Genomic DNA, 23,749 nt, shown 5'->3' with positions numbered 1-23,749 from the left:
AAATATGAAAAAGATATTAGGATTAACAACTTCAACATTATTAATAGCTTCAAGTTCAATGACCGCAGTTAGTTGTTCACTTGGTGTAAATCCGTACAAGTTGCTTTCAAGAAGAATTTCAGATACTACAGTTTATAAAGATTTAATTACCCAACCAATTGTTACTTGAAACTCTGCAATTAATAACAGTAGTTCAGATGGTAAAGTAATTTCTAAGCTACAAGACACTTTAATAACTGTTGATAAACATGATAATTTTGAAGGAGCTTTAGCTTTGAAATGAAAAGCTGATACTGATTTCAAAACTTGAAGTTTTAAACTTAGAAAAAATATCAAATGAACTGCAATTGAAAATGGAAAAGCTGTCGATAAGGGAGCAATTACTGCTAAAGACTTTTTCAACACCTTCAGATATGTTTTTAATAAAAATAATAGAGCACTAACTTTAGATATTTGAAGTTCTGCTCTAGCTAATGCTAATAAATTAATTAACTTTTTAAATAAACTCTCAGACCCTAATTATAACAAGAAAGAAAAAAAACCTGATGCTTTATATAATCCGCTCTTTGATAGAGAAAACGCTGGTGAACCAAAGGCTAACTTATTAAAAAAAGAAATGATATCTAGTTACTATCTAGACAGAGCTATTATGGCTTTTAATTTAGAAAATGATGAAAATAAAGCCATGACAATGGCTCTTGATAAGACAATGTCAACTAAAGACATTGAAGCTAAATCTTTAAAAGATGGAAAAATTATAAGTAATAGTAAAGATGGTTATGACATTTCGTTTAAATTAGAAAAACCCACAAGTTATTTTGAAACAATTATTTCTTACTTAAGCTTTGCACCTATGCCAGACATTTCTGTTCAATACGTTCAAGACAAAGATCAAGGGTATTCAAAATTTGCAGGTACTTTATATGCAAAACCATCAGAAAAACAATCTGGTTATGAAACAATGTGATACTCTGGACCTTATATTGTTGATGAATACGTTTCTGGTAGAAATTTGAACTTAAAAAGAAACGAACATTACTTCAATAAACAAAATGTGCATATCCATAAAATGCTTTTTAGTTACACAAATAAAGGAGATCCTTCATCAAGTAGATACTATTTTGAAACAGGTGATATTTCTTCATTTAAGGTAGTTCCAAATGATATTGCTGGTTGGAGCAAATATGTTGGTAATAAAATAGAGGATCCCTCTTTTATGGGTACTAATGTTGTTAAAACAAAACCAACAGCAAGCTGAGCCTTTGCGTTTAATTATCAAAGTTCGGGTACATCAACATTCAAAGATGTTCAACTTGATAATCAAGGTAGTTTAGTTAATAACACAAGAACGGTAAGAAACACAAAACAAGATTCAGAATTAAATAAAACAATAGCATTAAATTCTTTTAGAGTAATGTTTAGATACTTATTAGATCGATCAATTTTTGCCAAATTTCACTCTAGTGCCATTGATGGTAATAAAAGATTAAGTAGTTCTTTGAGAAACACCTACACAAGTCCATTTATATCGACTTATGAAAATAATAAAAATGAAATTCCAGTTGCTGATCCAAATTCGGGTGAAAAGACTGCGGACTACTTAGATTTTATGGCAAAAAACTACTTTGATTTAAGTAAAGGGGATGAAGCTAAGAATCAAGGAAAAGAATCAATAACAGGTTGATTAATTGAAATTTTAAAATCTAAGAGTTTGTTGGATAAAGTTGACATCAATTCCTGATATAAAAGATTTGGAAATGTTAGCAGTAATAAAGGTCAGAAAAAATCTTCACTTAGTCCAGGTAACGATGCTTTTTTTGAAAATGATCTTTTGGCACTACTAGCATTCTTGAAAGATGATGATCAAAAAACTTCTATTAGTAAAATTGACGAACTATATCAAGATTCATCTAAAGTTAGTTTTAAAAATGAAGATTTAGCTAATCAATTTATTAATTTGATTGGTAAATATGATCAAGTTGATGAGAGCAAGTCTTATCCTGAACAAGAAAATAGACTATCTTTTTTACATAAAAAAGTAGAATTAATAAAAAAACAAGTTAGCGAAGATATGAAAAAAGTTGGTGTTGACATTTCAAAACCATTGACTATTCCATTCTTGATAAATCCGGGAAATTCAAGTACAGGAGGTTCTAGTGGTTACAAAAACTATCTAATACAAGCGTTTAAGACATTTAACTTTTTAGTGCGTAAAAAAAATGGTAGCGATATGAATTCACCATTTGTTATTGATCCATATGAACCAGGAACTGCTAAAGAATATGGTGAATTAGTAAGAGAAGGAAAAAGTGCAATAATGGAAATTGGTTGATCTCCAGATTATGCCGATCCAACAAACTATCTTTACACAGTTTTATACGGTGGAGCGTTTGACTATATTATGAATATGGATAAAGTGTTCAATAAAGGAAGTAATGGTGATTTTACGGAGACAGAGTCTATTGAATCGGATAAAGAACACTATAAACAATTAAAGAAAGCAACCGAATTTTTATCAAAGGAAGTTGAAAACGTTGATAAAAATAAATCTGATAAAAAAGATAGATATACAGAATTAGCCAAACTTGAAAACTATTTAAACTTATCATCAGCATTAATAATTCCTACTTATGTTAGAGAATCTGAGTTTTTACCTACTGTTTCATTTGTTGATCAATTAACAATATCACGTTTTCCTATTGGAAGTCAACCTGATCGTATGGTTGGAGTAAAACTTCAAAATCATATAATGCAAAGAGATGAATTTAATAAAAAACTTAATAAATTTAACGAAGAAAAGAAAACAGGATATCAATCTCTATATCCTAATGAAGATGGTCAATACATTAATAATTTCAAAGGAAATTGAAATGATGCAGTAGAACCTAAAAAATCTAAAGTATAATTAATTAGTTGTGTGTTAAACACAACTTTTTTATTATTTAACTCAAATAAAAAAGGTATTGCTACCTTGATTCTACTTATAATATTAATTATTTAACGTATTGTTTATATTCAGAATATCCTTTTTCATCCATATCTTCTAAAGCAATAAAATCTAAAGCAGCACCATTAATACAATATCTTAATCCACCCATATCTTTAGGCCCATCATTAAAAACATGACCTAGATGATTATCTCCTTGACCAGAACGTACTTCAGTTCTTAACATATTATGTGAAGTATCTTCTAAATAACTAACAGCTTGTTTTTTAATTGGTTGGCTAAAACTTGGTCACCCACAACCTGAATCAAATTTAGCTGATGAAGAAAATAATACTTCTCCAGAAATTTTTTCAACATAGATGCCTTTTCTGTATTCTTTATTTAGTTCTGAAGTGTGTGGTCTTTCAGTTGCTGAATGTTTTAAAACATCATAACTTAGTTGATCTAAAGAAAGTTCTTTTCTAACTTGTTTTAAGATTTCTTGTTCATGATCAGTTAAATTTAGATCAATACTTAAATCTACGTGACAATAACCTGTAGGATTTTTTTCTAAATAATCTTGGTGATATTCTTCAGCAGTAAAGTAATTTTTTACTTCTTCAAGTTCAACATAAAATTCTTTGTAGTTCTTTTTAAAGATATTAAATACTGATTCAATAACTTTACGATCATTAATATCAGTATAATAAACACCAGTTCGATATTGAATTCCAACATCATTTCCTTGTTTATTTAATGAATCAGGATGAATAATTCTAAATAAGTGAACTACTATTTCTTCAAGTGAAATAATCTTAGGATCATAGTCAATTTTTACTGCTTCAGCGTGTAGAGTTCTTTTTAAACTATAATATGAAGTACGTTTAGTTGTTCCATTAATATAACCAACTTCAGTTTTAACTATTCCTTTTAGTTTTTGAAAATATGCTTGAACTCCCCAAAAACAACCACCAGCAAGATAAATTGTTTTCATCATTTTTTACCTCCTTACCTCCTAAATTAATATTTTAATTTATATTATAAATTAGATAACTATTTATGTTATTTATTAATAAAATATTTAGACTAATAATAATTATCTAGATATGTTATTTTTTAACCACTTTTTTATAATTATATAGTGTAGATTGGAGTAGTATTATGAAGCTAAAAAAACTAGATGTTAAAAGGTTAATATTAGTTGATTTAGATGGTACTGTGTTAAAAAGTTCTACAGATGATGAAATTCATCCTGTAACTAAAAATGCCTTACAAAATGCTATGAAACAAGGTCATACTGTTTGTATTGTTACTGGTCGAGCTTATCGAGCTATGAAAGATATTTATAAAGAACTAGGATGTGATACTGTAGTTGCTACATTTGACGGAGCTCATATTCATGATCCATTAAAAAAACAACTAAAAAGAATTATTCTTCCAATCAACAATGATATTATTATGCAAATTATTAATGAACCAGAAATTAAAGATGCTGTAGACAACATTTTAATTGAATATTATAATAAGACCTTAATCTGAAAAGAAGATAAAGATTTAGGTGATTTTTTTCACTTAAAAGAAATTGATCCTAAAGATGAAACTAAAGTATTTATTAAAGGTTCACCTTATGAACTTTGAACAGATCCTAGCAACAACATTGTTTTAAAACTAAAATCTAATCAAGTTAAAGATCAGGTTCTGCGTGTGTTGACTAAATATCAAGATGCTGTTAAAATTCAAAGTAATGTTTTATATGGTGTGAAAGCCAAAAGTGAAAAACCCTTTATTACCTTAACTAATAAAAATGCTGATAAAGGTTTTGCTGCTGTGTTTCTAGCTCAGTATTATAATAAAGATTTACAAGATGCAATTGCGTTTGGTGATCAATTAAATGATTATGATATGTTAAGAGTAGTAGGTCACGGAATTGCTATGAAAAATGCTATTGATGGTTTAAAATTTGTTGCTAAGGGAATTACTCATTATACTAATGATGAAGGTGGCTTAGGACATTATTTAAATGGATTATTAAATGGTGAAGAGATGTAAAAAATAACTAACTAGCTTAGTTATTTTTTTATTTAATAACTATTTTTATTATCATTATCTTTTTATCCTACGTATCTTAGAGTATTTTAAACTTAGTTAGGTTTGCTAAAGATGTGCTTTCTTAATACAATATAGTTCATAAGATCAAGTAATCTTATTATTAAAATATATTAACTAACAATTAGAAATTTGAAAGGAAAACTATGAAAGAAAACAAAAATAAACTAAAAAAATGATCGCTCACAAGTTTTTTAAGTTTAACTATTATTTTAACAATTATTACATCAGCAATTGCAATTTCTAGAATTAGCCAAACAGCAAATGATCAAACTCATGCTAATAAAGAAAGATTATCTGATGATTTACAAAAAGAAAACAAAGATCAAAAACTTGATTTAGATACTTTAATAACTAATAAATCACTTGGAGTAATCCGTTTAAAAAATATAAATAAAGAATATATAACTGATAAATTAAATTTATTAAATAAAAATCATCATTTAGATCTATCGCAACTTTCTTATAACAGAATTAATTTTTCTAATGTTACAATTAGTGCTAAACAAAATAGTAATAATTATAAAGGAGAAGTTAAGATCTCATTTATCCCAACTGATGATCAAACTAGCGATCAAGATATTAACAATCATAAAGTTAAATTAACAGCTGAATATGACCAACATGATACTATATGTACTAAAATCGGATATTTTACAAATGATAATAAAGAAATTGTAATAGAAAAATTTAAAGAAACTGTAGTACAAGTTTCTGAATTCTTACCTGAATATATTACAAGTCTAGCCAAAGTTTTTGAATCAAATCAAAACCAAACTATTAAAGGAATAGAAGCTTGAGATACAAGCAATGTCACTGATTTTTCAAAAGCATTTTTTATTGCCAAAAAATTTAATCAAGCTTTAACTTGAGATACTTCAAAAGCTAAAGATATGAGATCAATGTTTCAAGGTGCACTTGCCTTTAATTCTTCGTTAGGTGATAAGTTTGATACATCAAAAGTAACTAATATGTGAGGTATGTTTCAACAAGCAACATCATTTAATCAATCTTTAGGAGATAAATTTGATACTTCAAAAGTTACTAATATGGCAGCAATGTTTAATATTGCTTCATCATTTAATCAATCTTTAGGAGATAAATTTGTTTTAAATATTAAAGATCCAAAAAACTATAAAGCAATTTTTTGAAGTGCAAAAAGTTTTAACCAAGATTTATCACACTGAGAATTACCAGTAGATAATATAAGAGAGTTTATGGCAAAGCATGTAAGAGATTGAGAAGACAAAAACTTGCCGTTATCAATAACCAGAGACACAAATCTAATTGCATTTAAAAATAGTATAAAAAATTTTTTAAATCAAAGTTTACAAAATAAAATAGTAGCCAAACAATCATACAAAGATATTTTAGAAGTGATTAAGCAAGAATTGAATAGTAATTTTGACAATGTAGAATCAGTTGAATTAATGACTGGTTTTAGCAAAGAATCTAAAATAACAGATTTAGATCCAGAAGGTTTATTAAATAAAAAAATTAGATTAAAAATCAATAATAGAATTGGACTAGAACTTGATCTTAAGGTTGTTAAGTAATTAGACTAGCAACTTGATTAACTATTATAATTTGTAATTATCTGATACTATCAATCTAAGATGTAGCTTAGAGCAATGTAAATCTATAAAAGTTTTGGGTTACAATACCATTATTTATGCAAAGACTTTTTAATAAGTCTTTTTTATTTAATCAAAAAATAAAAATTTACACCTTTTTATAGTGTAAATTAGTTTTTATTTTAATAATTCTTTTAACTGATTAGTGTAATTGATAATTCCATTAATCAATGGTTGGTATGTTTCTTCTTTTGTAAAATCAATACCAGCATCTAACATAATTTTTAATGGTTCTTTATGTCCACCAGCTTTTAAAAAGTTAAGAGTTGAATCGATATTTCCTTTTTTAATATCATCATATAATTTAAAGCTTGCTGTAACATCAATTGCATATTTATAAACATAAAATGGTGAGTGAAAGAAGTGACTAATTCTTGGTCATCCAAATCCTTGTTTTTGATCTTCTTGTTCAATTTTATCAAACACTGTATATGCATAATCATTTTGAACTTCAGTAAATAAGTTATTTAATAGTTCAGCAGTGAATGGGATTTGTTTTTCAACTAGTTGACTTGCTCTATATTCAAAGTCAGCAAATTGAATTTGACGATAGAATGTTGAAGTTAGATCAAAAAGTCTTTGTTGTAATAAATAGATTTTTTCTTCTTTTGTTTGCGCATTATTAAACATAAAATCAAACAATAAATGTTCATTAATTGTTGAAGCTACTTCAGCTAAAATAATTGGATATTCACTTAATGGATAAGGTTGGCTTTCATCAGCAAATAGTGTGTGAACTGAATGTCCACATTCGTGAGCTAAGGTATTAACTGAGCTTAATTTATTATCTCAGTTCATTAAAATAATTGGTTCGATACCATGTCCACCAGTCGAATATGCTCCATCTCTTTTATTAGTATCTTCATAATAATCAATTCGATTAGCTGATCAAGCAATTTCTAATTTTTCTAGATATTGATCACCTAAAACTTTTAAAGCTTTTCTAATAATTTCTTTAGCTTGATCAACTGTAAAGCTACGGTTATAGTCTTTTACTAGTTTTAGTTGTCTGTCTGATGGGTAAAATTTTTCTAACTTAAAAGTTTGTTTAATTAGTAATAAATAATCTTGTAAAGGTTTGATGTATTTTTTTCCAACTTCTAATAGTTTTAAATAAATTGAAGTATCAACCGAATCACTACTTAAACTAGATTGTAAACTTGACTGATAATTTCTTAGTTTGACACTTTCAAAATCAGCTTGTAAAATACCTTCATAAATTTGAGCAAAACTGTGTTTTCTATCACTAAAGTTTTTGCTAAATAATTTAGTTGCTTCAAGTCTTAGCTGTTGATCTTTAATCGGATCTGAATCTTGACTAATTTCAGCTAGTAGTGAATTAGTTAACACTTGTTCTTGGTCTTTGTAATTAATTTTTTGATCTTGTCTATCAGCATATGCTAAAGTATCATACATCATTGAAATCGCACCACAACTTTTTGAAACTTTTGAAAGTAGTTCTTCATCGTGTTGATCTAGAATATGTTTAGCTTGTTCAAAGAATTTTTTAAAACCATATTCGTACTTTTGATATTTCTGATCTTCTTTTAATCATGAAAAAATAGTTTCTTGACCAATTTGTTTAAGTTCTGGATTAACAAAAGCAGTTAATGTGTAAATTTCTTGTAATGCATTAATTAAAAGTCCTTCTAGAGTTCTATAAACTTCATTAGTTTGATCAGTATCACCCATTCTTGTATAAATTGATAATTTATTAGCAAGTAATCCAATCTCTTCATCTAATTCGATACTTCTAAAAAAGACTTCTTTTTTATTTAAATTACCTTTAAATTTTTCATATTCTTTTGACAAACTAATTAGTCTATCAAGATCTTGTTTCCACTGGTTTTGATCTTTATAAAGATGAGAAAAATCTCATTTGTATTCATTTGTTGCTTGACTTCTTTTCATTTAAGCTTTCTGCTCGCTTTCTAATTGTTTGATCAATTCTGCGTTTTGTTCTGATAATTGAGAAATAAATTGATCCATTTTTCTAACTGCTTGGTCGAAAAAAGAAATTAAATTAGCTTGTAAGTTAAATAATTGTTCTTTGTTTTCTAATAGTTCATCTTCTTTTAATTTAGAAAGTTGTTCTAATCTTTCGCGATAGTTTTGCATTCCGATATTTAATGTTTGAAGCAGTGCAGATAATTGCATATTTTCAAGATCAACATCAATAAAAATTTCGGTTTGTTGTTTGATTAGATCCATAGTTTGATAGTCTTTAGTATCAAATGTAATTGGTTGTTTATTTAAAAATAAGTTATAAGTTTGGACTAAATTTTTAATGTTTTCCGGGTGAATGCTAGTTGATAAATTAATTCCTTTAGCATCAATTTCAGTTAAGTTCTCAGTTGAAGTAAACCCAATATTATCTTTAAAAATTTCTAGTAATTCATCAGAAGAAAAAACCTTGTTTTGTAAATCAATAATAATAGAATTAACTATTTTTTGAGTTAAAGCTAAACATAAAAGAGTTTTTTCTTGTGTTGCATCTGGTCTTAAAATTAGTACAGGAATTGTTCTGGTTAGTACTTCGTCTTTTGAAAGTGATTGAAAATGATCAGCTTTATAAAATGTTCATGTAGTTAATTTCATAATTTTCTCCTTTACACTTTTTAATCTAATTTAATAATTAGTTAAAAGCATTTTATATATAATTACTTATTTGACTTACTTGTCAAGTAATAAAACAAAACCTCTTAAAAATTAAGAGGTAGTTTGAAAATAAATTAACTACTTATTAAACATCTCAAATAATGTTCTAATTAAAACACCTTCACCGCGTCCATCTTGAGTTGAAGCAGTTGCTGCTATATCAAAGTGAACAAATGGTTTATTTTCAGCAAATTCATTTAAAAAGGCAGCAGCAGTTGAACTTCCAGCATCTCTTCCTTTACATGAGTTAGTTAAATCAGCCATAATAGTATCTTTTTTAACTTTTTCTAAGTGTTCATCAAAAATTGGCATTCTTCACATTCTTTCACCTGTTTTTTCAGATACTTGTTTTAGAATTTCTCATTTTTGATCATTGTGAGTAAATACTCCTGTAGCTCATGGTCCCAAAGCAATTGCGATTGCTCCAGTTAGTGTGGATGCTTCTCAAATTTCAGTTGCTTGTTTTTCACGAATTGCATAAGTGATTCCATCAGCTAAAACCAATCTTCCTTCTGCATCAGTGTTGTTAATTTCAACTGTTAAACCATTCATTGAAGTTAAAACTGATTCTGGTAAAGTAGCTGAACGTCCAATTCTATTATCAGTAAACATACCAATTCCAACTACATTTACTTTAGCTTTAGCTTTAGCTAAGGCCATAACTGTTGAAAGCATAATTGCTGCTCCAGACATATCAAACTTCATTCCATCTAAAAATTGTGATGGTTTTAAGTTATATCCTCCAGAGTCAAAGGTAATTCCTTTTCCAACCAAAGCAACTTTAGGTTGAGATTCATCGCCAACATATTCTAAAACAACTGCTTGGGGTTCATAAGGAGATCCGGCATTAACTCCTAAGAATAATCCCATTTGTAATTTTTCAGCTTCTTTTCTACCTAAAACCGAAACTTTTATTCCTTCAATAGCTTTAGCTTTTTTAACAATTTCTTCAGCTAAGTATTCACTAGTTGCAATGTTTGGTGGAGTGTCTTGTAAACTTCTTGCATAGTTAACAAATTCCATTTTGATTTCTTCAATACTAATCAATGATGAAACTTCTTCTTTTGTTAGTAAGTTATAAACTGGTTTTTCTGATTTTTGACTTTTTTTGTAAGTAACTTTTTCAAATGATTCAAATGAAATTGCTTCATAAATTGCTGAAATAACTTTCTTTTTACATCCACATTCAGCTGCGGCAATTTCAATAAATGAATCAAGATCAACATTAACAGATAGTTTATTTGCTTTAACAAATTGTTTAAAAGCTTTTCTAAGCTTTGCGATTAGATCTTTACCATCTTTTTTAATGACCATATAAATGGTTTTATCTTCACTAATTAAAGTGGTTTGGCAATCAACATCAGCAACAAATTTTTTGTCTTTTGGTTCTGTTAACCCAACTACTGTAAGTTCTTGATTTTGATCATTGAATTTAATCATATAAAATTCTCCTTGTATTTTTAAAATTAAAATTATTATAACATTTTAACAACTTTAGAAGCTATGAAATCTTAAAAGCTTTTAATAATAAATTGTCAAAATTAAACTAGTTTAAGATAGTCAAAATTACAAGAAACTTGCTAATAATTTATTGAAAAAGCAAAGCTAACAAAAGTTATTAAAAATAATTAAAATTAAATGTAACATAAACTAATTAAAATAAAAAGAAAGGTCAAAATGAAAATCTTAGCTATTGAATCAAGTTGTGATGAATTTTCAGTTTCAATAATTGATAATCACCAAATATTAACTAACATAATATCTTCTCAGATTAAAGACCATCAAGTTTTTGGTGGAGTAGTTCCAGAACTAGCAGCTAGATTGCACGTTCAAAATTTAAATTGAGTTTTACAAGCTGCTTTAAAACAAGCAAATCTTGAAATTGAACAAATTGATTATCTTGCTTATACTGAAAAACCAGGATTGATTGGATCTTTGATCATTGGAAAACTAGTAGCTGAAACTATTAGTTTATATATTAATAAACCGATTTTAGCTTTAGATCATATTCAGGGTCATATTTATGGAGCAAGTATTGATCATGAATTTATTTATCCTGTACTAGCAATGGTAGTTTCAGGTGGTCACACTCAAATTATGTTAGTTAACTCAGCTAATGATTTTCAAGTTATTGGCTCAACAACTGATGATGCGATTGGTGAATGTTATGACAAAGTAGCAAGAGTTTTAGGATTGGCCTATCCAGGTGGACCTATTATTGATAAACTAGCTCAACAAGGTAATAAAAACGCTTATCAACTTCCAATAGCTAAAAATGATCACTCATATGATTTTTCATATTCAGGATTAAAAACTGCCTGTATTAATTTAATTCACAATTTAAAACAAAAAAATCAAACTATCAACTTAAAAGATTTTGCAGCTAGTTTTCAATTTGCTGCAACTAGTATTGTTGAAAAAAAACTTGAAAGAGCAATTTTAGAATTTAAACCAAAAACTTTAACAGTTGCTGGTGGAGTTAGTGCTAATAGTCAAATAAGAAAAATAGTTTTAGATCTAGGAAAAAAGCATAATATTAAAAATACTTTTGTTCCTAAAATTAGTTATTGTACAGATAATGCAGCTATGATTGCTAAATTAGCATATGAAAAACTCTTAAATAAGTAGTTATTAATTAAATTTAGTTTTTAAAATCAATAATAATAAGTATAAGCAGGTGTTGATATGAGATATAAAGAAAAAAAGAATTTATTAAAAAAGACAGGTAATAGAAGTTTTAGGCTTTTAAATAAATCGTTTATTGATTTTTATGTGCTTTTAGAAAATTCAATTTTCTTTAAAAGAACTCAAAATAGAAAAGATATTTATATTAATCCTGAAATCAGTAATATGAATAAAATTATGAAATTTTATTTTAAAAAACCACAACTAACTTTTGAAATTAATGACAATCTTGCTCCAATTAAATTTGAAACAAAAGACAAAGTTAAAATTAGTGGTTTAAAATATATTACTAACTCAAAATCTAAAAAATGAATTATCGCTTCACATTGATTTACTGGAAATAAGTATTGAAGTTTATACTGAGCAAAACCATTTATTGAGCTTGGATATAACATTTTAGTTTATGATTTTAGAAATCACGCTGATTCTGAAGATACTGAAATCATTACTATGGGCTTATTAGAAAGTCAGGATCTAAAAGCAGCAATCAAATATTTAACTGATAGTGAAAAACCACAAGTGATTGGACTAATTGGTATGAGTATGGGTGCTTTTGTCATTAATTATCTGACAGTTACTGAGCAAGAATTTTTAAAAGCAACTAAAGTTAAATTTGCAATTTGTGAAGCAACTTACGGGTCAATTGAAACATTATTATCTAAATTATTAAATTCTAAATTTAAATTCTTTAATAAAAAGTTAACTAAAAAGAAAATTTCTGAAATTTTAAAATCTCAAGAAAAAATAACTTTATATGATTGAAGAGAAATGAACATTTTTGATAAATATGAAAAAGAAAATGTTAAACCTGCTCAAGTACCAATTTTATTTATTCATGGATCAAATGATAAATTAGTTAATTCATCTGATACTACTAGATTATTTATTAATCGCTCAAAAACAATTAAAAATGATGAATTACTAATTTATAGTTTTTGTAATCATTGCTCTTCTTTAAAAGAACATTATTTTCAAACTATCTATCGATGATTAAAATTTGAAAATAAAATTATTAAAGATGATCAAGCAACTAACAGTGCATTTGAAAAACTCAAAATTACTAATACTATTATTAATAGTAATTTCAACGAAAGTTTAGAAATTTCAACATTCTATTTTTCAGAGAATTAGAAATATCAGGAGAACAAATAAGATGTCTTTAAAAAATATCAAATTAATCGTAACTGATTTAGACGGAACGGTTTTACAACATGGTAAACTAGCAAACGATTTTGATCAAAAAGTCTTTCAACTAGCTAATCAAAAGGGAGTTTATGTCACTATAGCAACAGGTCAAGGTTATAAATCAGCAAAACCTAGAGCTGAATTATTCGAAATCGAAAAACATTTAGATTTAGCTGTTTTATCAAACGGAGCTATGATTTCTAAAATCTCTGAATTCAAACCAATTTATGTTAATAATATCACTAGTCACATAGTTTATAAAATGGTTAAAAAACTAACTGAAATGAAGATTTGTGTAGTTGTGTTTACAGCAAGTATTGCCGATGTTTATTGAAACCAAATTCCGTTTGTAGTTGAATCAATGAATCAAAGAAATTGATTTGATAGATTTAATAAAATAGTTTGTTCAACAGATTCTGAATTTGAATTTAAAGATGTTGTGCAATTAATGACATTCGTTCCAGAAAACCAACAACAAGAATTTGAAGAGTGATTTTATCAAGAAAGTATGGACAAACACTTAACAATTATGAAAAATAATATTGAAAGTATGCCAATTTATGAATTCACTAATATCAGTGCAACTAAAGGAATAGCTATTAAAAAAATGGCAGAAATTTTAGAAATTGATCCTGAAGATATCATCGTTTTTGGTGATAATATGAACGATATGTCAATGTTTAAAGAAATTAGCAATTCTGTTGCAGTTGGCAATGCAGTTGATAAAATTAAAAAAATAGCTAAGTATACTACTGAAAGCAATGTTGATGCAGGAGTAGGTAAATTTATCAAAAAACATATTCTGGAGGACTAAAAGTTATGGAAATTAAACAATTAATTGATCAACAAAATCAACTAGCTGACACCCAAGTTTCAGTGATTGCAAGAATTAGATCAAACAGACAAGGAAAAGCAGTTTCATTTATGGTACTGACTGATGGAACTACTTTATCAGATATTCAAGTTGTTTATAAAACAGAAACCAAAGGATTTGCTGATGCTCAACAAGCAAGAGTTAGTTCTATTGTAGAAGTTAAAGGAAAATTAGTTTTAACACCAGATAAACCTCAACCATTTGAAATTCAAGCAACTGAAATTGAATTATTAGATCAAGCAATTGAAGATTACCCACTACAAAAAAAAGAGCACTCAGCTGAATTTTTACGTGAAATCGCACATTTAAGAGCTAAAACCAAAACATTTAATTCAATTTTTAGAATTCGTTCAACTGCGGCTTATGCAATTCATAAATTCTTCCAAGATAAAAACTTTGTTTATGTACATTCTCCAATTATCACTGGAAATGATGCCGAAGGAGCCGGAGAAGCGTTTTTAGTAACAACTCGTCAAGATGGCGATTATGCACAAGACTTTTTTGCAAAAAGAGCTAGTTTAACAGTTTCGGGTCAATTACACGCTGAAGCTTTTGCTCAAGCTTTTAAAAACGTCTATACTTTTGGTCCAACTTTTAGAGCTGAAAATTCAAATACTGCAAAACACGCTGCAGAGTTTTGAATGATTGAACCTGAAGTAGCATTTGCTGATCTACAAGATAACATTAATTTAATTCAAGAAATGGTTAAGTATGTCATTAACTACATTTTTGAAAAAAACTACCAAGAATTAGAATTTTGTGATCAAAACTTAGAAAAAGGATTAATCGATAAATTAAATAGCGTTAGAAATTCTGAATTTAAAATTACAACTTACACTCAAGCAATTGAAATCTTAAAACAAGCTGTTAAAAACGGTCATAAGTTTGAAGTATCTGAGATTGAATTTGGACTAGATTTAGGTACTGAACACGAAAGATATATTTGTGAACAAGTTAATAAAGCTCCAACATTTGTAACAAATTATCCAAAAGAAATCAAAGCGTTTTATATGAAGCAAAATCCTGATCAAAAAACAGTTGCAGCAGTTGATTTACTAGTTCCAGGAATTGGAGAATTGGTTGGTGGAAGTCAACGTGAAGATGATTATCAAAAACTAATTTCAAGATGTAAAGAAATGAAAATTGATGTTGATCAGTTAGATTGATATAACAATCTAAGACAATATGGATATTATAAATCTGCAGGATTTGGTTTAGGATTTGAAAGATTGATCATGTATGTTACTGGTGCTTCAAATATTAGAGATGTTATTGCATTTCCAAGAACGCCAAAAAACTTATTATTTTAATGATATTACTAGTTTGCAAAGGCAAACTTTTTTTATTTTGTTGACTGCAAATTAAACTAATATATTAAAACTACTAATAGTGTAAAATATAGATATTGATATAAGAAAGCTGGAGTGATATACAATGTTAATCTCATTTGTTATAAGTCCACAATCTCGATTAGACAGATTAGAATCAACAATAAATTCTATACTTAATCAAACTAATAACGCTTTTGAAATTATTTTAATAATTGATTCTAAGACAACTACTGATCAAATAAAACAATATTTAGATAATTTATTTGATAACAATAAAAACATTATTATTAGTGAAAATAACCGTTCACAAGAAACTAGTCAAGAATGAAATCTTGCAATCGATATTGCTAATAATAAATATCTAGTTTTTGTTAAAGAAGGAGATCTTTTAAAACCAGATTTTGTTGAACAAATAAATAGAATTGTCCAACAAAAAAATCCTGATCTAATTCAATTTGATTCGAAATACACAGGTTTACTTACAAATGTTTCAAAAAACGTTTGTTTAGATAAAAATCAACTTTACAATCTTGAAAAAAGTTATGATCCTTTTGCTTATGTTAGAAGACTTATTTATTCTAAGGCTTTCAACTTAGAAGTTATTAAAAAAAATAACATTTATTTTAGAAGAAAAGTTCGTTTTGATAGCTTATTTACTTTTGAATTTTTATCTTATGCAAAAACTTTTTATGCAACTGATCAAGTGCTAAGTGATCATCTTGTTTCAGTTATGAAATATTCAGCACTTGATATTATTAATCAGTGACCTCATATTATGAATTATTTTAGAAAAATTGGACGATACAAGCAATTAAGTGATCAGTTAAATTATGCGTATTATTATGAACTTTGTTATAACTTTTTAGATTTAGTTAAACTATTTAATAACCCAACTTTATATAAAAAAGCTCTCAACCAATCACAAGAAAAAGTTACTAATAAACTTGATAAATTTATCAAGCAAAATAAAACCTTTTTAGAAAATAAAGATCCTGATTTTACTCAAAGAATGAATGAATTTAATAACTATATAAATTCAGAATTAAAAAAAATTAAATAATTAAAGATGTCTATGCAAAATAAAACTACTTATGCAATTATCAATTATTCTGAAAGCAATCAAAATCTAAAAGATAATCAGTATTGTTTAGCTAGTGTATGAAAAATACTTTTTGCTAGACTTTTTGATTTACTAATAGCTTCAATGCCAATGATTTTAATTAGTCTATTATGAAAACTCCAACCTGGAGATTTGGTTTTACTAATAGTTAGATATCTAATTGTTGGAGTTTGAATGTTTGTTTATTTTGTGGTGTTTTGTTGGTTATTAAAAGCTCAAAGTCTAGGAAAAAGGTTATTTAAAATTCAATTAATTAGTTTAAAAAAGCACAAAATTACTTTTAAAGATTTATTTTTAAGAGAAGCTGTTTTTATCTTTATTCCATGATTAATTGGTGTAGTTTGTTCTATTTTATTAGCTTGGCTACTGCCTAGTCAATTTTCAGAAAAAAATAAAATTTGAATCTCATTTTCAGTCTTGATTTATCAAATAGGTTTAATTATTGTTTTATTGTGATGAGTTGTTATTTTGATATCAGTTAAATTTCATAAATTGCACCAAGCAAGTATTGATATAAAATTAAAACTAGTTGTTGTTGAAACTAAACCAGCTCAGAAAAGTTCGAAAAATGATTTGAACCAAAAACTTTTAAGAGATGATCAACACATTAGCTTAACTCAACAACCTGGTAATTTTGACCTAGAATTTATTGATCAAATTAAAAATCAAGAAAAATATGAATATCAAAAATCAATTAACTTAAAAAGAAAAAAACCAATTGATCAACTAAAACTAGATAGCAAAGAACCTATCAAACAAATTGAAAGTGAGAAAAAAGATGAGCATTAACAAAATTTTAGATTCATTAAATCCCCAGCAACTAGTAGCGGTAGTAACTACTGACAAACCAGTTAGAATTATTGCTGCTGCAGGTAGTGGTAAAACCAGAGTCATTACTGCTAAAGTGGCTTATCTAATTGAAAATCTAAAAATCAAACCTTCTAGGATTTTAGCAGTTACTTTTACAAATAAAGCTGCCAAAGAAATGAAATCTAGGGTTTTAGAAATTGTTGGTGATGATTCAAAATCGGTGTTTATTTCAACTTTTCACTCATGATGTTGTCGAGTTTTAAGAAGTGATGGATCAAAAATTGGTTTAGAAAAAAACTTTTCTATTATTGATTCAGATGATCAAAAAACAATTATTAAAAGATGTGTTAGAGAATCAAATATTATTTTAACTGAAGAGCAAAAAAGAATTTTTGATAAACAAATTCTTTACAAAATTAAACAATGAAAAGAAAATTTGTATTCTTCAGATGAAGCACTAAAAGATGCTTTAAATACCATTGAAAGATACTATGCTGTGATCTATAAACTATATGATCAAAAATTAAAAGAGTCAAACTCATTAGATTTTGATGATTTACAAATTTATGTTTATAAGTTATTTGATACAAATCCTGAAGTGTTAGTTAAATGAAAACAAGCTTATGATTATGTAATGGTTGATGAATTTCAAGATACTAATGAGATTCAGTTTGCTTTAATCAAGTTTTTAACTAAAGATACTAATCATCTAACTGTAGTTGGAGACCCTGATCAAACTATTTATTCTTGGCGTGGTGCTAAAGTTGATATTATTCTTAATTTTTCGAAAGTTTATCCAAATGCTGTTAGTATCTTTTTAAATCAAAATTATCGTTCTACTCAACAAATAGTTAACATTTCAAACGGTTTAATTAACAAAAATAAAAATCGTGAACAAAAAGTAGTTTTTACTAACAATAATAGTGGTAAAAAAGCAATTGTAAAAGAATGTGATTCTCGACAAGATGAAGCTAGATATGTTGCTAGTCAAATTAAACAACTAGTCAAACAAGGCTATCAATATAAAGATTTTTTTATTCTACACCGAATTAATGCTTGATCTCAGGAATTTGAAAAAGAGTTATTTAATCAAAAAATTCCTTTTCAATTAATTGGTGGAATTAAGTTTAGAGAACGAAAAGTAATTAAAGATGCAATGGCTTTTTTAAAAATGATTTCTATAAAAGATAGCATTGCAAGTGAAAGAGTTTTAGGCTTAATTCCTAAGATTGGATCAGTCACTATTAAAAAGATTACTGATTTATCTGAACAAGAAAAACTTACTATTTTTGATTTACTAGTTAGTGATGATAAAACTTTGATTTATTCAATTACCAAACAATTAGATGATTTATCTGAAGTTTTAAAAACCGCACATCAAATGTTTTTAAACAACGATTCAGTTGAAAATATTTTAAGATATTTATTAGTAAATACAGGTTATGAAGAAAAGTTAAAAATCACAAAAGATGATGAAAATTTAGCAAACATTAATGCTTTTTATGATCAATTAAAAAACTTTGATAATGATTTTAATAGTCAATATTATTTAGAAGAAAATAAATTAATTGCATTTTTACAAGAAGAATCACTTACAGGTGATGCTGATGAACAAACTTATTCTGATAAAGTCTTATTACTAACTGTTCATGCAGCTAAGGGATTAGAAAATAAAGTTGTTTTTATTGTTGGAGTTAATCAAGGAATTTTTCCTTCCAAATCATCTGTTAATATTCAAGCAGAAATTGAAGAAGAAAGACGAACTTTTTATGTGGCTTTAACCAGAGCTAAAGAACAGTTGTACCTTAGTTATATCAAAGGTGAATATTCTTATATTATGAAATCTGAACTACTACCAAGTAAGTTTATTTTTGATCTAGATAAAACAGATTATCAGTTTGAATCTAAATTTATCAATTCTTTAGATTATCAGCAACCTAGACAAATATCTAAAAAAATTTCACCAACAATCAATCCTCAGCAATTTGTTGATTTTCAACCCGGAGATATGATTAACCATATTTTGTTTGGAAATGGTATGGTTTTAAAAGCAACAGGTCTACATTTAGAGATCGCTTTTGAGAATAAAAATCACGGAATCATGATGATTAGAGCAGATAATCCGGCTCTAAGTAAAAGAGATAATTAAATTTTTTGAAAACTTTTTTAGAAGGTATAATAATAGTATTATTAACTATTTGGGAGGAAATCAAATAATGGCAACATTCACAGCCGTTATTACAGATAAAGTTGGTTTACACGCAAGACCAGCTTCTGTAATAGCAAAAGAAGCGTCAAAATTCAGTTCAGAAATTACAATTATTGCTGGTGAGAAAAAAGGGAATTTAAAATCAATTATGAACGTAATGGCAATGGCTATTAAAACAGGAACAGAAGTAACTATCCAAGCTGATGGTTCTGATGCTGATAATGCTATTGAGGCTATTAAAAAAGCTATGGTTGAATCTGGTTTAATTGAAAGGTAATTAAAAACAACCAACCGGTTGTTTTCTTTTATTTTAATAAGAGGTAAAAAAATGCAAAATAAAACAGATAGATTTCAATTAAAACCAACCAAAGTTGATGAGAAATATCAATTTAATTTCCATACGTTCAATCCTAAAGTTGAGGGAGTTTTAGTTTTATTTTCACTAGTGGTATTGCCACTAATTTCGATTATATTTTTAAATATTTTCAAAAAAAGTCTTAATTTAGATTCGGACAAAATGGGTTTAATCATCAATATATTGACACTAATTTTTTCAACTATTGGGGGAATTATTTTTTGAAGATTAAGACCAACTAATTTTGTGAGTTCGGGAGCAATCATTCTATTTCTTTTTCCACTAATACTATTTATCAGTAGTATTGCTGGAATAGTCTTTATAACAGTTGTTCCTGGATTACTTGATAAAACTACATCTAAACCAATTGGTTGAGGAGCAATTATTCTAACATTATTTCAGATTCTTGGTGAAGTTTTATTAATGATCTTTGCTTTTAAAAAAATAACTGATTTGAAAGCAAAGATGATTGCAACTTTAAAAGAAGATAAATTACGTGTACTATTAGTAGTTAGCATTTTTACTTTGTTAATGTTTTTAATAGCATCAGTTTTATATGGAATTATTGCAGCCAAACTAGGTTTGGGTGAATCGCAAAACCAACAAGCGTTGGTTGAACCTTTAAAAGATCCAAAAACTAGAATAGCTTATATTTTTGTTTTAATTGTACTAACTATAATTATTGGTCCTTTACTTGAAGAACTTATCGCAAGACAAGCAATTTTTACAACAGTTTCATCAAGATGATTATCAATTATTACTTCAGCATTATTTTTTGGAATCATGCATATTGGATCAGGAGATATTGCCAATATTGGATCATATGTTATTGGTGGATTAATTCTAGCTGTAGTGTTTGATATAACTAGGGGAAATATCACTTATTCTTGATTAGTTCACACTTTGTATAACACAATTATTCTAATAATTGTGTTAGCTTCAAAAGACGCTTTTAAATAAAATGCTATGACAAAGTTTAAGATTAATAAAAATGATCATCATCAATCAATATTTAAATTCTTAAAAAAATCTTTTTCAAATACTCCAATTTCAGTGATTTATAAATGATTAAGAAAAGGTGATGTCAAAATTAATTCTAAAAGAATTAAAAATCACAATTACCTTTTAAAAGAAAACGATATTGTTGAAGTTTACGATTCAAATAAACCAGTTTTAAGAGATAATTTCAACTATTTAAAAGATGTTAAACTTGAGATATGTTATGAAGATCAAAACTTAGTCATTGTTAATAAACCTGCGAATTTAGAAATGCATTCAACTTATAATCCTTGTTTAGATGATATGGTGAAATCTTATTTAGTTGATAAAAAAGAATATCATCCTAAAAAAGAAAATTCTTTTGTGATTTCTCATATTCATCGCTTAGATAAACTAACTTCAGGACTTGTGATTTATGCTAAAAATAAAACAAGTATGGACATTTTAACTAATGCTATAAAAAATAAAGATCAAATTGAAAAATATTATTATGCTTTAGTTTCTGATGCTTGAACTTTAGATGCAAAACTTAGTTTAACAGGCTGGATTAGATATGACTCTACAATCCAAAAAGCAATTTTTTCAAATCGAGAATTGCCTAGTTATAAGAATTGTAAAACAGAGTTTAATCTAATTAAAAACAATTTAATTTTAGTAAAATTAATAACAGGACGTAAGCATCAAATCAGAGCGAGCTTGAGTTATTTGAAAAATCCAATTTTAAATGATTTTAGATATGGTGGTAAAAAAATTAATGATCAAAAGATTATTTATTTATCAGCAAGTAAACTAGTTTTTGATAATCTAGAAAAACCTTTAGATTATTTAAACAAAAAAACAGTTGAACTAATACCACAATGAGCTAAATAACAAAGAAGGAGGTCACATATGAAAACATCTGCAAAATATGGTGTTTTCAGTGCGTTTGTAGGTGTTTTAATTTCTCTTACAAATATGTTGATTCAATTCTTAATGATCTTTTGAATTCTAAAAACATTTGGTACTGAAATAAATGGGTTTATTAGAATTAGTATGTCTTTATCATTAATTGCCGGAACAAGTGAAGGTGCACTAGCAATAGCAACTATTGTTATGTTAATGAGACCTTTGTCTGAAGGTGATTGAATCTCAGCTAATGAAATTTTTTCAACTGCTAAAAGAAGATATAATAACAACATTATTTCTGGATTTACATTGATATTAGTTTTATCAATCTTATATCCATTAGAAATCGCATTAGCTCCAACTATTATTGGTGGAGAACCAGCTAAATGATCATTAGAATTTTTATCTCCTTCTGGTAATAAAACAAGCTTAAGATTTTGAGAATTAAGCTTGATATTTTTTATATTTGGATTTAAAGAATGTTTATCAAGTGGTTTATTTGGTGTTTATGAAAATATTTTAAGTGCTGATCAAAGAAATGGAACAAGACGATTAGTAATTCTGTTTTCAGATATTCTAATTTATGGTTTATTTTTTGTAGGCTTAAACCACTATTTAACAATTGGTGATAGTTTTTCACCAGTTTATATTTTTTTAATCTTTTTAATTTATCCATTTATCAGAGGTTTTTTAATCAAACAATATGTGCGTTTGAAATATCCGTGATTAAAATTTTATAGTGATTTTAATAATTCTCATTTAGTAAGAAGATCATATAAAATCTTTTGATCTGAAATCGGAATGTCAATTTTAGGTAAAACAGATATTTTAATTATCTTTTTAGCATTGGGAGCATCTGCTTTGAAAGCAACCTCTTTACTATCTCTTTATATGGTAGTGGGAGTTAATGTTAGAATTCTTATGTCAACTCTGATTACTTCATTTAGAGAGTATTTTTTAAGCATCATTATTAAAAACGGTCGATTAGATTGAAATTCTTATATTAATTATGAACTTTATACTTATGTTGTAGCAGCACTATCATTTGCAATGATTTCTATGTTAACGCCTTTTATTGTTTCAGGATTATTTGGGTCAATAGTTTTAAAAGATAATTTACTACCCGCAGATCGTGCCAACATTGAATTTATCTTTACAAAGTTCACTTTTTCAGTAATTTTTGCACTGACAACTGCTATTAACATTATTTTAGAAGGAAAATTTTCATTAGTTCAAGCCAAGGGAATGAACAAAGCAATTGGAAAAGGCATTAATGTTATTGCGCTAGTTTATTTGATTGTTTCATTTTCAATTACTTTAATTGTTGCTAAGAGTTTAGCAACAACAAATACTATGAGAGTACCAACTGTTTTAGTTGTTTTTTATGTTTTTAAAATCATCTTTTTATTAATTGCTTATCTTTACTTATGAATCTTTACTTGAGATAAGTTAGTTTATGTTGCTAAATTCAATTCAATTATTCAAAACTTGATTTATCTTTTAATTGCTTTGTTAATTCCTTATTTAGTTACAATTTTTGTTATTCAAAAATTTGTACCTATTAACTTGAATACTAATGTAATAGTTTCATTTTCTGATCTATTAAAAGTTTTATCATCTTCATTATTACTAGCTCTAATTATAGTTATTTTCCTACCATTAATAATTAGACCGTCAGTGGGAGTAAGTTTATTTTTGGGTTTACCAATTATTAAACAAATTGTTAAAAAACAACAAGATGATAATAAAGTTAAAAGATTTATTGCTGAAGGTATTGATACATCAAAAATGTTAGAACAACAAGAACTACTAATCAAAGTTATGTCTGAATATAGCAATTATGATGATGAAGTTATTGATCAAAAGGACTTTAAGTATCTAAAACATAAAGAAAAACCAAAAATTTATACTTTGAAAAATACTGATTTAGATCCTGATCAAGAAAAAGAAATCGATTCAGATTTCTAGGAGT

General features: G+C 27.0%; 18 protein-coding genes. 14 read left to right on the top strand and 4 right to left on the bottom strand.

Translation table 4 applies throughout. The features are described from left to right. Positions 1–4: 4 nt before the first annotated feature. Positions 5–2,905 (top strand): oligopeptide ABC transporter substrate-binding protein OppA, encoded by a 2,901-nt coding sequence (oppA, locus tag MPUT_RS03170; protein ID WP_014035339.1) that lies wholly within the window; start codon positions 5–7, stop codon positions 2,903–2,905. Positions 2,906–2,993: 88 nt separating this feature from the next. Here oppA and msrB read toward each other — a convergent pair whose 3' ends face one another. Continuing rightward, complete coding sequence (msrB, locus tag MPUT_RS03165) at positions 2,994–3,923, bottom strand: peptide-methionine (R)-S-oxide reductase MsrB (protein WP_043714034.1); 930 nt, start codon at positions 3,921–3,923, stop codon at positions 2,994–2,996. A 164-nt stretch (positions 3,924–4,087) separates the two neighbouring features. Between msrB and MPUT_RS03160 the strand changes: the two genes are divergently transcribed. Continuing rightward, positions 4,088–4,975 carry a Cof-type HAD-IIB family hydrolase gene (locus MPUT_RS03160; protein WP_014035337.1) on the top strand — a complete coding sequence of 296 codons (888 nt, stop codon included), beginning with the start codon at positions 4,088–4,090 and terminating at the stop codon, positions 4,973–4,975. A 203-nt stretch (positions 4,976–5,178) separates the two neighbouring features. Next, positions 5,179–6,588 (top strand): BspA family leucine-rich repeat surface protein, encoded by a 1,410-nt coding sequence (locus tag MPUT_RS03155; protein WP_014035336.1) that lies wholly within the window; start codon positions 5,179–5,181, stop codon positions 6,586–6,588. Between the two features lie 195 nt (positions 6,589–6,783). Here MPUT_RS03155 and pepF read toward each other — a convergent pair whose 3' ends face one another. The 3 genes from pepF to MPUT_RS03140 all read right to left on the bottom strand — a co-directional run bounded on the left by pepF (position 6,784) and on the right by MPUT_RS03140 (position 10,764). After that, positions 6,784–8,577: an oligoendopeptidase F gene (gene pepF / locus MPUT_RS03150; protein WP_014035335.1), complete on the bottom strand. Its 1,794-nt coding sequence runs from the start codon at positions 8,575–8,577 to the stop codon at positions 6,784–6,786. Next, positions 8,578–9,264 carry a hypothetical protein gene (locus MPUT_RS03145; RefSeq protein WP_014035334.1) on the bottom strand — a complete coding sequence of 229 codons (687 nt, stop codon included), beginning with the start codon at positions 9,262–9,264 and terminating at the stop codon, positions 8,578–8,580. It lies immediately after the preceding gene. Positions 9,265–9,402: 138 nt separating this feature from the next. Then, positions 9,403–10,764: a M17 family metallopeptidase gene (locus tag MPUT_RS03140; RefSeq protein WP_014035333.1), complete on the bottom strand. Its 1,362-nt coding sequence runs from the start codon at positions 10,762–10,764 to the stop codon at positions 9,403–9,405. A gap of 237 nt (positions 10,765–11,001) precedes the next feature. Here MPUT_RS03140 and tsaD point away from each other — a divergent pair, with 237 nt between their 5' ends. The 11 genes from tsaD to MPUT_RS03085 all read left to right on the top strand — a co-directional run bounded on the left by tsaD (position 11,002) and on the right by MPUT_RS03085 (position 23,745). Continuing rightward, the gene (tsaD, locus tag MPUT_RS03135) at positions 11,002–11,952 is read left to right on the top strand and encodes a tRNA (adenosine(37)-N6)-threonylcarbamoyltransferase complex transferase subunit TsaD (RefSeq protein ID WP_014035332.1); all 951 of its coding nucleotides are present in this window, start codon (positions 11,002–11,004) and stop codon (positions 11,950–11,952) included. A gap of 57 nt (positions 11,953–12,009) precedes the next feature. Continuing rightward, positions 12,010–13,140 (top strand): alpha/beta hydrolase, encoded by a 1,131-nt coding sequence (locus MPUT_RS03130; protein WP_014035331.1) that lies wholly within the window; start codon positions 12,010–12,012, stop codon positions 13,138–13,140. Between the two features lie 22 nt (positions 13,141–13,162). Continuing rightward, positions 13,163–14,008 carry a Cof-type HAD-IIB family hydrolase gene (locus MPUT_RS03125; protein ID WP_014035330.1) on the top strand — a complete coding sequence of 282 codons (846 nt, stop codon included), beginning with the start codon at positions 13,163–13,165 and terminating at the stop codon, positions 14,006–14,008. Positions 14,009–14,013: 5 nt separating this feature from the next. Continuing rightward, the gene (gene asnS, locus MPUT_RS03120; RefSeq protein WP_014035329.1) at positions 14,014–15,378 is read left to right on the top strand and encodes an asparagine--tRNA ligase; all 1,365 of its coding nucleotides are present in this window, start codon (positions 14,014–14,016) and stop codon (positions 15,376–15,378) included. 124 nt (positions 15,379–15,502) lie between these two features. Continuing rightward, the gene (locus tag MPUT_RS03115) at positions 15,503–16,459 is read left to right on the top strand and encodes a glycosyltransferase (RefSeq protein ID WP_014035328.1); all 957 of its coding nucleotides are present in this window, start codon (positions 15,503–15,505) and stop codon (positions 16,457–16,459) included. A gap of 12 nt (positions 16,460–16,471) precedes the next feature. Beyond that, entirely contained in the window at positions 16,472–17,308 is an 837-nt protein-coding gene (locus tag MPUT_RS03110; protein WP_014035327.1) for an RDD family protein, read from the top strand. Then, positions 17,298–19,478 carry an ATP-dependent helicase gene (locus MPUT_RS03105; protein WP_014035326.1) on the top strand — a complete coding sequence of 727 codons (2,181 nt, stop codon included), beginning with the start codon at positions 17,298–17,300 and terminating at the stop codon, positions 19,476–19,478. Before MPUT_RS03110 ends, MPUT_RS03105 begins: the two co-directional genes overlap by 11 nt. Positions 19,479–19,545: 67 nt before the next feature. Next, positions 19,546–19,815 (top strand): HPr family phosphocarrier protein, encoded by a 270-nt coding sequence (locus tag MPUT_RS03100; protein WP_014035325.1) that lies wholly within the window; start codon positions 19,546–19,548, stop codon positions 19,813–19,815. Between the two features lie 51 nt (positions 19,816–19,866). Next, positions 19,867–20,853 (top strand): CPBP family intramembrane glutamic endopeptidase, encoded by a 987-nt coding sequence (locus tag MPUT_RS03095; RefSeq protein WP_014035324.1) that lies wholly within the window; start codon positions 19,867–19,869, stop codon positions 20,851–20,853. A 6-nt stretch (positions 20,854–20,859) separates the two neighbouring features. Then, positions 20,860–21,762, top strand: coding sequence for a pseudouridine synthase (locus tag MPUT_RS03090; RefSeq protein ID WP_014035323.1), 903 nt, complete (start codon positions 20,860–20,862; stop codon positions 21,760–21,762). 18 nt (positions 21,763–21,780) lie between these two features. Then, positions 21,781–23,745 (top strand): hypothetical protein, encoded by a 1,965-nt coding sequence (locus MPUT_RS03085; protein WP_014035322.1) that lies wholly within the window; start codon positions 21,781–21,783, stop codon positions 23,743–23,745. Positions 23,746–23,749 lie beyond the last annotated feature (4 nt).

Origin of the sequence: Mycoplasma putrefaciens KS1 (assembly GCF_000224105.1) — a bacterium.
Classification (GTDB): Bacteria; Bacillota_I; Bacilli_A; order Mycoplasmatales; family Mycoplasmataceae; genus Mycoplasma; species Mycoplasma putrefaciens.
The sequence above is the reverse complement of the archived record's forward strand: the minus strand, read 5'-3'. Positions and strand labels throughout refer to the sequence as shown.